Raw genomic sequence first — 13591 nt, forward strand, 5'->3', positions numbered from 1 at the left:
CGTCCCCGTCGCGGTCCTGGCCGACGCGTGCCTCCCGAAGCGCGCAGTTCCCCGCGCCCCTGCTCCCGCGCACAGCCGGCGTGGCCCGTCCCGGACCCCTGGCAGAATGCCGACTCGTACGCAGACCACGCGAAGGGCGGCTCGGCACGTGGAGTCTCGGATCATCGGCAGCGCGGCGTCCCCCCAGGGGTCGGACGTCTTCGACACGGCCCGGCTGCGGCACACCGTGCTCACCGCCTGGACGGCCGCGCCCGCCAGATTCCGGGAGGACGCCAACGCCGAGGAGGAGCTCGCGCTCGGGGGCTACCGGGACCGGCTGATCGTCGAACTCGCCCAGAACGCCGCCGACGCGGCCGCCCGGGCGGGCACCGCCGGCCGGCTCCGGCTGACCCTGCGGGACGGCGTGCTGGCGGCCGCCAACACCGGCGCCCCGCTGGACGCGGCGGGCGTCGAGTCGCTCTCCACGCTGCGGGCCTCCGCCAAGCGCGAGGACGAGCGGGACGTGGTCGGCCGGTTCGGTGTCGGCTTCGCCGCGGTGCTGGCCGTCAGCGACGAGCCCGCCGTGCTCGGCCACACCGGCGGGGTGCGCTGGTCGCTCACCGACGCCCGCGCGCTGGTCGCCGAAATCCCGCAGCTCGCCGGGGAGTTGACCCGGCGCGAAGGCCACCTGCCGGTGCTCCGGGTGCCGTTCCCGGCCGAGGGCGAGGCCCCCGAGGGCTACCACACGGTGGTCGTCCTGCCGCTGCGCGACGCCGCCGCCGAGGACCTCACCCGCCGCCTGCTCGCCGAGGTCGACGACGCCCTGCTGCTGACCCTGCCCGGCCTGGCCGAGGTGGTCGTCGACACCCCCGAGGGCGTGCGCACCCTGACCCGCACCGCGCACCCGCCGCGCCCCGAGCAGCTGCCCGCCATCACCATCACCGACGGGGAGCGCAGCACTACCTGGCAGACCGTCAGCGCCGCCGGCACCGCCGCCCCCGAACTGCTGGCCGACCGGACCACCGAGGAGCGCGCCCGCCCGTACTGGACGCTCACCTGGGCCGTCCCGGTCGACGGGCAGGGCCGCCCGCAGCGCCCGCGCACCGCCGCCGTGGTGCACGCCCCCACGCCCAGCGACGAGCCGCTCGGCGTGCCCGCGCTGCTGATCGCCTCCTACCCGCTCGACCCGACCCGGCGGCACGTCGCGCCCGGCCCGCTCACCGACTTCCTCACCGAGCGCGCCGCCGACGCCTACGCCGACCTGCTGCGCGCCCGCGGCGCCGACCTCCACTCGCTGGACCTCGTCCCCGCCCCGCTCGGCCAGGGCGCCCTCGACAACGCGCTGCGCACCGCCGTGCTGGCCCGGCTGCCCGAGACGCCCTTCCTGCCGCACCCGAAGGGCGCCGAGGAGGGCACCCCCGCGCTGCGCCCGCGCGACGCCGTCGTGCTGGAGGGCGCCGACCACTCGGTGGTCGAGGCGCTCGCCCCGATCTTCCCCGGCCTGCTCCCGGCCGGCCTGGAGCGCCGCACCGAACTGCGCACCCTGGGCGTGCGCCGCACCCCGCTCGCCGAGGTGGTCGACCAGCTCGGCGGCCTGGAACGCGAACCCGCCTGGTGGCGCGGCCTGTACGCGGCCCTGGCCGGCGCCGACCCGGAGGCGCTCGGCGCGCTGCCCGTCCCGCTCGCCGACGGCCGCACGATCACCGGCCCGCGCCGGGTCCTGCTGCCCTCCGACCCGGCCGACTGGGCCGGCTACGAGGGCTACCCCGAGACGCTCGCCGAGTCCCTCGACCTGCTCGACCTGCGGCTGGCCCACCCCGACGCCGCCCACCCGCTGCTGGCCAAGCTCGGCGCCGCCACCGCCACCCCCGCCGGCGTCCTGGACACCCCAGAGGTCCGCGCCGCCGTCGCCCGCTCGCTGGAGCTCGGCGAGGACGACTACGACGCCGCCGTCGACCTCGCCGACGCCGTCCTCGCCCTGGTCAAGGCCGCCGCCCCGGCCCCCGGCGAACACCCCTGGCTGGCCCGCCTCGCCCTGCCCGACGACGAGGGCGAACTCGCCCGCGCCGGTGAACTCCTGCTCCCCGAAAGCCCGTTGGCCCTCCTGGTGGACGAGGACGAGGCCGCCTTCGTCGACGACGACCTGTTCGAGCGCTGGGGCCCCGAGGTGCTGGCCGCGGCCGGCGCGCTCACCGCCTTCACGCTGGTGCGCGCCGAGGACGTCGTCCTCGACCCGGACGACCTGGAGCGCCTCGACCCCACCGCCCCCGCCGACCGGGCGGCCGGCGGCGCCCCCACCGGCCTGATCGACGAGGCCCCCGACGGCCTCGCCGAGTGGTGCGAGGACGCCCTGGAGGCCCTGCACGCCGACGACGCCGGGGAGTTGGGCGTCCCGCCGGTCGCCGCCGAACTGCTCGCCGTCCGCGACCTCGACCTGGTCGCCGACGACGCCTGGCCCGAGGCCCTCGCCCTGCTCGCCCAGCCCCCCTACCGGGACGCCGTGGTGACGCCGGTGCGCACCCTGCTGCCCGACGGCAGCTACACCGACCTGCCCTCCTACACCGCCTGGTGGCTGCGCGACCACCCGGTGCTGGACGGCCGCGAACCGGCCGGCCTGCGCGCCGCCGGGGCCGACCCGCTGCTGCGCGGCCTCTACGACGAGGCCCGCACCACGCTCGACCCGCAGTTCCTGCACGCGCTCGGCGTCCGCACCACGCTGAACGCGCTGCTCGCCGAACCGCACGGCCCGGACGAGCTGGTCGACCGGCTCACCGACCCGCTCTCCGAGGTCAGCCACCGCCAACTGCACGGCATCTACAGCCTGTTGGCCGCCCTCCCGGCCGAACGCGTCGAAGCCCTGGACGTGGTCCGGGCCCTGGCCCCACTGGACTCCGAGTCCGGCCGCCGGGACGACCGCACCGTCATCGTGGACGCCGCGAGCGCGGTCGCCGCCGACGCCCCCGACCTGGTCGAACTCCTCCACGACCACGCCGTGCTGCCCGTCCACCCGCTGCTCGCCCCGGCCCTCGCCGAGCGCCTGCACGTCTCGCTGGCCAGCGAGGTGGCCGGCGGCCGCGTCCTGTCCGAGGGCACCCTGCACCGCACCCCCGCGGTGGTCCGCGAGCTGCTGCCCGGCTGCCCCGCCGTCTACGAGGAGCACGAGGAACTCCTGGTGGTCGGCCCCGACGGCGAGGAGGCGCACGTCGCCTGGCGCTGGGACACCGCCGCGACCGCCCCCGAACTGCCCTACGACCCGGAGGAGGCCGAAGCCGCCGACGAGGACGACGAGTTCGACGTCCCGCCCGTCCCCGGCCTGCTGCACGCCGCCACCCCCGAGGGCCTCGCGGCCGGCCTGGCCTGGTCCGTGCACCAGTGGCACCGCCGCTTCGAGATCCTCGCCGCCCTCACCGAACCCGACCGGGCGTACGAACTGCTGGCGGCCCGCGACTACGAGTAGCGGGCCCCGGCGGCTACTTCCGCTCCGCGAACACCCGGGCGCTGACCTCCAGCAGGCAGCCCGCCACCAGGGCGATCGCCACGCCCGTCAACGGGTCGCGCCAGCCGACGAGTTGGAGCTGGAAGAAGTCGGCGAGCCAGGGCACCACCAGGACCAGCGCGAACGCGCCGGACATGGCGCCGATCAGCAGCAGGCGCCACCAGGTGTAGGGGCGGGCGACGATGGCGAGCACCCAGACGGCCACGATGAACAGGGTCAGGGTGGCGACCGAGGTGTCGGCCTTCAGGGTGGTCTCGTCGTCGCCGCGGGCCAGCGCGTAGGCGGTGAAGGTCGCCGCGCCGCAGATGACGCCGCCGGGGACGGCCAGCCGCAGCACCCGGCGGACGAAGCCGGTGCGGGCCCGCTCGTTGTTGGGGGCGAGGGCGAGGAAGAACGCCGGGATGCCGATGGTCAGCGAGGACAGCACCGTCGAGTGCCGGGGCAGGAACGGGTACGGGACCTGGGTGAACACCACCAGCAGGGCCAGCAGCACCGAGTAGACCGTCTTGACCAGGAACAGCCCGGCGACCCGCTCGATGTTGCCGATCACCCGGCGGCCCTCGGCGACCACCGAGGGCAGGGTGGCGAAGCGGTCGTCCAGCAGCACGATCTGGGCGACGGCCCGGGTCGCGTCCGAGCCGGTGCCCATCGCCACGCCGATGTCGGCGTCCTTGAGGGCGAGCACGTCGTTGACGCCGTCGCCGGTCATCGCCACGGTGTGGCCCTTCGACTGCAGGGCGCCGACCAGGGCGCGCTTCTGCTGCGGGGTGACCCGGCCGAAGACGGCGGTGCGGTCGGCGGCCTCGGCGAGCTGCTCGGGGTCGGCGGGCAGGGTGCGGGCGTCGGTCGCGGTGTCGGCGCCGGGCAGGCCGAGGTGGGCGGCGACCGCACCGACCGAGACGGCGCTGTCGCCGGAGATGACCTTGGCCCGGACGCCCTGGGAGCGGAAGTAGCGCAGGGTGTCCGCGGCGTCCTCGCGCAGCCGCTGCTGCAGCACCAGCAGGGCCAGCGGCTCCAGCCGGGCGGCCGGGTCCGGGTCGTCCAGCGGCAGCGGGCTGCGGCCCAGCAGCAGGACCCGCAGGCCCTGCGCGCCCAGCTCGTCGACCTCGGCCAGCGCGGGGGAGCCAGGCGGGAGCAGTACGTCGGGGGCGCCGAGCAGCCAGCTGCCCTCGGTGCCGCCGGGCTCCAGCAGCTGGACGCCGCTCCACTTGCGGGCGGAGGAGAACGGGATCGCCTCCAGCAGCCGCCAGCGTCCCTCCGGCGGGGGCCCGTACGCGTCGATGACGGCCTGCATGCTGGGGTTGGGCCGGGTGTCGGCGGCGCCGATCGCGCCCAGCGCCTCGGCCAGCACGGCCTTGTCGGCCTGCGGGGTCCGCGCCGGGTCGGCGAGCGGGCGGAGGTCGACCAGGTCCATGCCGCCCTCGGTGAGGGTGCCGGTCTTGTCGAGGCAGACGGTGTCGACCCGGGCCAGGCCCTCGATCGCGGGCAGCTCCTGGACCAGGCACTGCTTGCGGCCGAGCCGGATCACGCCGATGGCGAAGGCCACCGAGGTGAGCAGCACCAGGCCCTCGGGGACCATCGGCACGATGCCGGCCACCATCCGGCGGACGGCCTCCTTCCAGTCGTTGCGCTGCACCGCGAGCTGGCTGATCACCAGGCCGATCGCGGTGGGGACCAGCAGGTAGGTGATGAACCGCAGGATCTGGTCGATGCCGGTGCGCAGCTCGGACTTGACCAGGGTGAACCGGCTGGCCTCCTCGGCGAGCTTCGCGGCGTACGCCTCCCGGCCGACCTTGGTGGCGGTGAACGCGCCCGCGCCGGCTACCACGAAGGAGCCGGACATCACGTGGTCGCCGGGGCGCTTGTGGACGGGGTCCGGCTCGCCGGTCAGCAGCGACTCGTCGACCTCCAGGGCGTCCGCCTCGGTGACGGTGCCGTCCACCACGACCTTGTCGCCGACGCCGAGCAGCACGGTGTCGTCCAGCACGATCTCGCCGGCGGAGACCTGCACCGCGGCGCCGTCCCGGCGGACCTGCGGGCGGGCCTCGCCGATCAGCGCGAGGCTGTCCAGGGTCTTCTTGGCGCGCATCTCCTGGACGATGCCGATCGCCGTGTTGGCGACGATGACCAGGCCGAACAGGCCGTCCTGGATCGGGCCGACCACCAGGATGATGCCGAACATCACCCCGATGATCGCGTTGAACCGGGTGAACACGTTCGCCCGGACGATCTCCCGCACCGAGCGGCTGGAACGCACCGGGACGTCGTTCAGCTGCCCGCGGGCGACCCGCTCGGCGACCTCGGCACCGCTCAGCCCGGGCTGGTACGCGCCGCCCGCGCCGGTGGGGTGCGCGCCGGGGCCCGGACCGGGGCCCGGGCCGGGCGCGGCGGTGCCTTCCGCTGAGTGCGTCATGGCACCGACTCTAGGTGGGCGATTTGCCCGGTGCGTCCCGCCTCGGGCCGGATTCCGGCCGGACGGGTGGCGGGGGCGGTGGCGTGCTGCGACGGCGTGTTACGGCGGCGTGCTGCGGCGGTGTGTTACGGCGACGTGCTGCGGCGGTGCGCTAGAGCGCGGCTTCCCCGGGTTCTCCGGCGGCCTCGGCCGCCTCGGCGGCGCGGGCCCGGCGGATCGCGGCGCGGCGGGCGGTGCAGTACTTGAGGCCGATCAGGCCGAGCAGGCCGCCGGACAGGCAGATCCACGGCCAGGTGCCGTGGTCGTGGTCGGACAGCCACCCCTGGAACGGCACCAGCGCCACGAAGCCGACGAACCACAGCACCGTGCCGGTGCCGACGATGGCGACGTCGTTCCCCTCGAGGGGCGGGGGAGCGGAGCGCAGCGCGGTCTTGGGCATGGGCCCTAGCCTACGGGGCGGCCCGGGCCGCCCGGGAGAGGTGGTCGACCGTCGGGGAGAGGCGGTCGGCCGCTCCTCTCGGGCGGCCGAACGTGAGCGATGGTGATCGAGTGTGACCGTAATGGGCTCGCTCTACGCGCGAAGATGGCGCGTGCACGACCGGAATCGACATACTGAAATGTCCCCCGCCTTGACTCCCGGTCTCCCCCGGCCCCTTCCGATCGAGGACCCCCGACATGTCTCCGCAGGCCCAGTCGACCACCGCGTCGCCCGAGCCCTCCCAGAACGCGCCGCAGCCCCCGTCCGGCGCCCTGGACCGCTTCTTCAAGATCTCGCAGCGGGGCTCCACCCTGCCCCGCGAGATCCGCGGTGGTGTCGCCACCTTCTTCACGATGGCGTACATCCTGGTGCTCAACCCGATCATCCTGGCCTCGGCCACGGACATGAACGGCACCCACCTCGCCGGCGGGCAGCTGGTCACCGCGACCGCGCTCACCGCGGGCCTGACCACCCTGCTGATGGGCGTCATCGGCAACGTGCCGATCGGCCTCGCCGCCGGCCTCGGCGTCAACACCATCGTGGCGCTCCAGCTCGCACCCAAGATGACCTGGCCCGACGCCATGGGCATGGTCGTCCTGGCCGGCTTCGCCATCATGCTGCTGGTCGCCACCGGCCTGCGCGAACGCGTCATGAACGCCGTCCCGCTCGGCCTGCGCAAGGCCATCGCCATCGGCATCGGCCTGTTCATCACCCTGGTCGGCCTGGTCGACTCCGGCTTCGTCACCCGCGTCCCGGACGCCGCCCACACCACCGTCCCGCTCCAGCTCGGCGCCGGCGGGCACCTGCACGGCTGGCCCGTGCTGATCTTCATCCTCGGCCTGCTGCTCACCATGGCCCTGGTCATCCGCAAGGTCCCCGGCGCGATCCTGATCTCGATCGCCGTCATGACCGCCGTCGCCGTGGTCATCCAGCAGGCCGCCGACCTCGCCCCCGAGACCTGGGGCCTCACCGTCCCCACCTGGCCCGGCAACCCCGTCGCCACCCCCGACTTCGGCCTGGTCGGCCACTTCAGCCTGTTCGGCGGCTTCTCGCACGTCGGTGTCCTCACCGGCATCCTGTTCGTCTTCACCGTGCTGATGAGCTGCTTCTTCGACGCGATGGGCACCATCCTCGGCGTCGCCGACGAGGCCCACCTGCTCGACGAGAAGGGCGACCTCCCCGGCATCAACAAGATCCTGATGGTCGACGGCATCGCCACCGCCGCGGGCGGCGCCACCTCCGCCTCCGCCAACACCTGCTTCGTCGAGTCCACCGCCGGCGTCGGCGAGGGCGCCCGCACCGGCTTCGCCTCCATCGTCACCGGCGCGCTCTTCATGCTCGCCCTCTTCCTCACCCCCCTGGCGACCATGGTCCCCGCCCAGGCCGCCACCCCCGCGCTGGTCACCGTCGGCTTCCTGATCCTGGCGAACTCCATCAAGGAGATCGACTGGTCCGACTTCACCATCGCCATGCCGGCCTTCCTCACCATCGTGATGATGCCGTTCACCTACTCCATCACCAACGGCATCGGCTTCGGCTTCATCACCTTCTGCCTCCTGCGCATCGTCGCCGGCCGCGCCCGCACCGTCCCGATCGCCATGTACGGCGTCGCCGCGGTCTTCGCCTTCTACTACCTGATGCCGGCCCTCGGCCTGCTCTGACCTCAGATCGTCCGACGGCCCCGTGCTCCTCGGAGCGCGGGGCCGTTTTTGATATCGGGCATGGCCCTGGGTCGATATCGTTATCTTGTTGCTGCCTGCGGAAGGAACGGCCATGGCCCGGACTGTGATCGACATCGACGACGACCTTCTGGCCGAGGCCCAGCTCCTGTTCGGCACGACCACCAAGGTCGCCACGGTCAATGCGGCGCTGTTGGAGGCCGTGAAGCTGGCCAGGCGGATAGAGCTTGCCGACGCCATCGCCAGTGGGGAGTTCGACCTCCTCGACGAGTCGGGCAAGTCGGCGACGGCGTGAGCCGAGAGCGCTTTCTGATCGACAAGTCGGCCCTGGCCCGCTGGGGAAAGTCGGCGGTGCGGCCCGTTCTCGACGACCTGTCGCAGCGTGCGCTGCTGGCAGTGAGCGCGGCAGTCGAGATGGAGGTCTTGCACAGCGCCCGCAGCGCGGCGGAGGCGGACCGGTTGAGCCACCTGCTCAGAGGCTTCGACTACCTGCCAAGCCCGGACGAGGTCTGGGATCGGGCAAAGGATATTCAGCGCCGCGCCCTGTTCCGGGGCAACCACCGTGCGCTGTCGATGGCCGACATGTTGATCGCCGCCACCGCCGAACGGCACGGCGTCACCGTCCTGCACTACGACGGCGACTACGACATGATCGCGGCCATCACCGGGCAGCCCACCCGCTGGGTCGTTCCGCCGGGCACAGCCGACTGAGATCCCGCACGGAATATTGGTGGCAATTGCTTCGGCTTCTCGCCTCCTGTGTCCCTACTCACCGGCCTTGGCCGCGCCCGCGCCGTCCCTGACGTCTTCCACCCGCTCGCCGGAGTAGTAGCGGATGGCGGTGGGATAGGTGGTGCGCTCGCGGTAGAGGATGACATGGCCCTTCAGAGCGCTGATCTGCCAGGAGTCTCCGAGACTTTGAGCCAGGAAGCGGAAGGCTGCGTCGGCGGTCAAATGGCCTGGCGGGACTTCCAAGGAGGTCTGTTCCGACCCTTCAAGCACTCGGTCGTACCTGAAGTTGTAGGGCAGGTTTTCCTTGAGTCGTCTGAGGAAGTCGCGCGGGGACGTCAGTTGGCTCGTGCCGTGAATGATGGGCCAGTCCAGGTCGATCGGGTAGGCCATGTCGAAGTGGCTGGGGGAGAGAACCGTCGTATCGCGCTGGCGTCCTGCGTCCTTGTTGCCGAATCCGTTGAAGTTCCAGGGCAGTGTGAGACCGTAAGCCTCCTCCAAGTGCCCGAGGGCAAGTTGTTCGGGGGCAAACGCGGCCAGGTCGTCCTCCACATACGCGTAGGTGAAGAACATCCTGTCCGGAGAGGTGTTCTTCCGGCCGCGGATCTTCTGTTCGGCGCTCTGCAACCGGTGGAGCAGGGAGTGGCTGGCCTTGCCGAGGTACATCCGGTCCAGCGACTCGGCAGATTCGATGTGGACCAGTTGGAAAAGCCCGGGGCGGTTGTCCAGCTTTCGCCATCCGTCCTCGGATAGCGGCAGAGGTTGCTGTTCATCGAGAGTGCGGGAGATCCGGGCACCGAGTTCTGGGTCAAAGCCCAGGTTGAGGGTGCCGCCGGCGTCGGAGCTCTTGCTGGTCATCCTGTTGGCGAAGCGCTTCTCCGGGGTGGCCGTTCCAGCCAGGTCCTCCCGCTCCTTATGTTCCTCCCGTTCGGTTTCCCGTTCCTCGGCTCGGTGTTCAGCGTGCTCCAGTTCCTGTTCCAGGGCGGAGCACCGTTCTTCGGCCTCGCGGGCGCGTCGCTCAGCGTCCGCCAATTCCGCAGCCAGGCGGGCGAGCATCTCGTTCAGTTCGTCCCGTTCTTCCCGCAGGGCCTCGAAGGCAGAGGAACGTCGGTCCAGTTCGGCGCGGTGCAGGATCCGGTCGGCGGTGCCGGTCTGTTCCAACTTTCGAAACCGGGCCTGCTGCTCATCGAGCTGTTCATGGACGTGGCGAACCATGTTGCGCAGCAGGTTGGCTTCCTGGAGGAGAAGGCGGCTCTCCTTGTCCGCCGCCGCCAACTTGTCCCGCAGATCCTGCAGGTCCGCCGCCTCCGGGCTTGTTGCCCGTAGGGCGGTCCGGTGCAATTTGCGTACCAGGGCGCGGGCGTCAGGGGTCAGGGTGGTGCCCGTTGCCCGGTCACCGTCGTCGATCAGCTGATCGACGAAATCGGCGGGCGGTACCAGGACGCCGCTGAGAAACCGTGAGACCGTCGAACGGTCCCAGAACGAGCGGATGGCGTAGCGGCTCAGAGTTACACCGAGGCGTTGGGACAATTCGCGTAGTGCCAGGGCGAGTTCGTAGCGTTCAGGGCCGATTGCCTGGTTTACGTCCTTCTGGAAGACAATCCTTTGCGGTTCCTTCGGAACCAGTTCGGGTCGCGGCATCCGTGCTCCTTCGTCGGGCTTTCCACACTGTTGCGAGCGTTCGCAACAGTGTGCGCGTGCCGCAACGAGGCTTCGCCTTCCATGATCAGTGCTGTCGCTGCTGAACCGACAGAGGGGATCTCTATGACTACGACGACTGCGTTGATCGCCCTGATGCTTGCACTGCTTGCCACCCTGCTTGGCGGGGCGTTGTTCCACTTGGCGCGCACCCAGCCATCGCTTGCTGTGCCGCTCACGGTCGCCATCACCGGCGTGACGCTGTTGGCGACTTGCGTCCTCGGCATCGTCGCTCGGTGATCCTGCCAAAGCCGATGGTGGCTTCCATCACCAACGGCATCGGCTTCGGCTTCATCACCTTCTGCCTCCTGCACATCGTCGCCGGCCGCGCCCGCACCGTCCCGATCGCCATGTACGGCGTCGCCGCGGTCTTCGCCTTCTACTACCTGATGCCGGCCCTCGGCCTGCTCTGACCTGAGCCTCCTGGCTATGGCAGTGGCCCCGCACTCCTGACCGAGTGCGGGGCCACTTTTGCGTGAGAGCTCAGTGGCTCTTGCGGGCTGCGCCGTCGGGCCAGACGATCGTGACCGGCAGACCGGCGGCGCGTGCTCCGGCGACCGTGTCGGCGGTGCCTCCGCGTCCGTTGCCGGGCCGGCCGTCCCAGACGGCGAAGAGGAGGTCGGCGCGGCGGAGGAGTTCCTCGTTGGCGGCTTCGTACGCCTCGCGGTTGGCCTCGGCGTGCGGCATCACGACGACTTCGGTCGCGGCCTGGTGGAGCCGGTCGAACTCCTCGGCGTAGTCGGGCTTGACCTTGGTCTGCCGGTAGTCGGCGGACGGTACGACGACGACCAGCTGTCCGCCGGCCGACAGCACGGCGTTGGCGAAGATCGCGTCGGCCCCCTTGGCGATGCAGGAGACTCCGGTGAGGCCGTTGTCGGCGTGGTCGGCGAGCAGGGCGGTCAGGGTGTCGCGGACCAGAGTGACGCTGTCCTCGGTGAGGTCCATGTGCCCGGTTACCGCGATGACGGTCATGCCGTTCCCCTTCGGTCAGTTCGCCAGTAGCTCGCGGATGCTATCGCGGGCCTCTCGCACGGCCGGGTTGGTCGAATGGCCGACGGTGTATTGGTAGAGCCCGCCGAGTTGGGTCCGTACGCGGTCGGACTTGGTGCGCGCGGCGGCTGCCACGGCCTGCCTGGTCTCTTCGACCGCGGTGGAGATGTCGCCCGCCAGGAAACGGGTCTCGGCGAGACCGATCCGGTCGAGTGCATGGGATCGGCTCGCCTCGGTTCCCCGCTCGGCCAGCGCTGCCCTGATGTGCTCGGCGGCGGAGTCGGCATGGGTGTGAGGGTCGGTGCGGGCCAGGTCGAGCAGCCGCCCACCGGTCACGCCGGAGATCTCGGCGCGGTTGAAGTAGGCGATCCAGTGGGGTTCGTCGTCGGTCGATCGGGCGGCGGACAGTTCGTCTTCGGCCTGGCCGGTCGCGCGGCGGAAGGCTGCGACTCGTCCCATCGCTGCATAGGCCCACGCCTCGCGGGTCCGTAGCATGGCCCGGACTCTGGGGCCGGTGTGGCCCTGGCTGCCGTCCTGGGCCAGCCTGACCAGTTCAAGCGCGTCACCCGGTCGGTCGGTGTAGAGCATCTGGCGTGCCATGCCGGCGAGGACATTGGCACCGAACGCCCGGTCTCCTGCCTCGTGGGCGGACCGGAGGGCCAACCGGTAGTAGTCCTGGGCGCGTCGCTGGTAGCCGGAGTCCCACATCATCGTGGCGGCGGTGCCCGCGAGTTGGGCCATGACGCCGTGCAATCGCCGTTCGATCTCTGGGAGTTGGCGGTCTTCGAGTGCGGCGGCGGTGTCGTTGAGCTGGCCGAGGACGGCCTTGGCTCGCAGGCCACCTCCGTACCGGTGGTCCCACTGGCGGAAGGCCACGGCGGAGTGTTCGAGCTGGGCCACGTCGTGTCGGCCGAGTCGTCCGGGTCGGTGCCGTTCGGCTGCAGCTGCGGGTGTGGCGAGCCACCCTTCGAGCGGGTCCAGCAGAGCTGTTCCGGTGATCGCGGCTGCGGTCAGCAGGCGTGCGGCGGTGCGTCTGTCCATAGCGAGATCAGTTCTCGTGAGGCGGGCGGCGAGTGCTGTTGTCACCTCCGGCCGCCAGGGGAAGCCGTCGTCCGGAAGGCTGGTCTCGGCTGGTCGCTGGGACTGTCCGGTGTCGGATTCCCACGCGCGCGGTGACAGTCCGAGGTAGTGGCCCGGGATCCCCAAGCCATCGGCGATTCGGGCGATCACCTCGTAGGACGTGATCCTCTTCGCCCGGTCGGACATGATCGTGGAAACCTTGCCCGGGGTGAGCTGGCAGGCCGCCGCGATCTTGTTCTGCGAGTACCCGCCGTACTTCTTGACCAGCCCGAAGGCTGCGGCGAAGTCGTGCTCGGCGAGCGCCAGACGGAGGTCTTCGCGCGCCAGTAGCTCAGCAGACAGCAAGCGGCCTCGGGTCCGGCCTGGATGCGTCATCGGGCGCTGCCTTCGCTGGGGAGCATAGCGGGATACGGATCATCAAAAACCGCTCTGCAGAAGAGTATTACCGCCTAGGTAACACTTCATGGCCATCGTCTGGCGCCTGTACGGGGCCGATCCTTCTTGTGTGCCTGCTGCGCACAACGCAGTGTCTCCACCGCCCGAAAGCTGGCTGGTGGAGACACTGCCTGACTGATCGGGACTGGAGGTCGAATGTCCGGAAGCGCTACCGCCCGGCTCGTCGGGCCTTCTGGAGTGAGCACTTCGAGGTGGTCTCCGTCCAAGCGGATGACGTCGGTTGCCACATGGTGCTGCCGTGTGTTCCGGAGGCCGCCTCGCCTGCACGGCAAATGGTTGCGTCGGCGTTCGGCGCTTGGTCCGGTGGCAGGTTGGCCGACACCGGGAAGCTGCTGGTGACGGAGTTGGTGGCCAACGCGGTGAAGCCACCGGTTGTTGGCGGATCGCGGTTGCGGCGCGCCGTAAGCCCTCGTCCCTCTGGGGCGGGGTGGGGGACTCGTCGGGCGAACTGCCCGTGCTGATGGCTCCGGCGCGCGAAGCGGAGTCCGGCTACGGCCTCGGCTTGGTCGCTGCGTTCTCCCAGCGCTGGGGCGTGACGTGCGAGCCGCACGGCAAATGGGTCTGGTTCGAGTTGAGGTTGGAAGCATCGTGAG

The 13591-nt window shown here is 71.3% G+C and carries 10 protein-coding genes and 1 pseudogene; 6 read left to right on the plus strand and 5 right to left on the minus strand.

Annotation, left to right across the window (positions count from 1 at the left end; translation table 11 throughout):
- Window positions 1-148 precede the first annotated feature (148 nt).
- On the plus strand, window positions 149-3436 hold the full coding sequence (locus OU787_RS18575) for a sacsin N-terminal ATP-binding-like domain-containing protein (RefSeq protein ID WP_442788494.1): 3288 nt from the start codon (window positions 149-151) through the stop codon (window positions 3434-3436).
- 13 nt (window positions 3437-3449) lie between these two features.
- Here OU787_RS18575 and OU787_RS18580 read toward each other — a convergent pair whose 3' ends face one another.
- Window positions 3450-5888, minus strand: a complete 2439-nt coding sequence (locus OU787_RS18580; RefSeq protein ID WP_268660033.1) for an HAD-IC family P-type ATPase — start codon at window positions 5886-5888, stop codon at window positions 3450-3452.
- Window positions 5889-6039: 151 nt separating this feature from the next.
- Complete coding sequence (locus OU787_RS18585) at window positions 6040-6327, minus strand: DUF2530 domain-containing protein (protein WP_030458097.1); 288 nt, start codon at window positions 6325-6327, stop codon at window positions 6040-6042.
- A 236-nt stretch (window positions 6328-6563) separates the two neighbouring features.
- On the opposite strand from OU787_RS18585, the gene OU787_RS18590 reads away from it, so the two are divergent.
- The 3 genes from OU787_RS18590 (at window position 6564) to OU787_RS18600 (ending at window position 8756) form a co-directional block, all read left to right on the plus strand.
- A complete protein-coding gene (locus OU787_RS18590; protein WP_030458096.1) occupies window positions 6564-8027 on the plus strand; it encodes an NCS2 family permease in 1464 nt (487 codons plus the stop codon).
- A gap of 112 nt (window positions 8028-8139) precedes the next feature.
- On the plus strand, window positions 8140-8340 hold the full coding sequence (locus OU787_RS18595; protein ID WP_268660034.1) for a type II toxin-antitoxin system VapB family antitoxin: 201 nt from the start codon (window positions 8140-8142) through the stop codon (window positions 8338-8340).
- On the plus strand, window positions 8337-8756 hold the full coding sequence (locus OU787_RS18600) for a PIN domain nuclease (RefSeq protein ID WP_268660035.1): 420 nt from the start codon (window positions 8337-8339) through the stop codon (window positions 8754-8756). The genes OU787_RS18595 and OU787_RS18600 overlap by 4 nt, the downstream gene beginning before the upstream one ends.
- A 54-nt stretch (window positions 8757-8810) precedes the next feature.
- Here OU787_RS18600 and OU787_RS18605 read toward each other — a convergent pair whose 3' ends face one another.
- Window positions 8811-10415, minus strand: coding sequence for a hypothetical protein (locus OU787_RS18605; RefSeq protein ID WP_268660036.1), 1605 nt, complete (start codon window positions 10413-10415; stop codon window positions 8811-8813).
- A 141-nt stretch (window positions 10416-10556) separates the two neighbouring features.
- On the opposite strand from OU787_RS18605, the gene OU787_RS18610 reads away from it, so the two are divergent.
- Entirely contained in the window at window positions 10557-10712 is a 156-nt protein-coding gene (locus OU787_RS18610; RefSeq protein ID WP_268660037.1) for a hypothetical protein, read from the plus strand.
- A 17-nt stretch (window positions 10713-10729) separates the two neighbouring features.
- Window positions 10730-10885 (plus strand): annotated as a pseudogene (locus OU787_RS18615) (NCS2 family permease); the annotation flags it as partial.
- Between the two features lie 70 nt (window positions 10886-10955).
- Here the strand turns inward: OU787_RS18615 and OU787_RS18620 are convergent.
- Both OU787_RS18620 and OU787_RS18625 read right to left on the minus strand, forming a co-directional pair.
- Window positions 10956-11444: a hypothetical protein gene (locus tag OU787_RS18620; RefSeq protein ID WP_268660038.1), complete on the minus strand. Its 489-nt coding sequence runs from the start codon at window positions 11442-11444 to the stop codon at window positions 10956-10958.
- Window positions 11445-11459: 15 nt separating this feature from the next.
- Window positions 11460-12887 carry a hypothetical protein gene (locus OU787_RS18625; RefSeq protein WP_327059398.1) on the minus strand — a complete coding sequence of 476 codons (1428 nt, stop codon included), beginning with the start codon at window positions 12885-12887 and terminating at the stop codon, window positions 11460-11462.
- Between the last annotated feature and the right edge of the window lie 704 nt (window positions 12888-13591).

It is taken from the genome of Kitasatospora sp. YST-16 (assembly GCF_026802215.1).
In the GTDB taxonomy this organism is placed as follows: Bacteria; Actinomycetota; Actinomycetes; order Streptomycetales; family Streptomycetaceae; genus Kitasatospora; species Kitasatospora cineracea.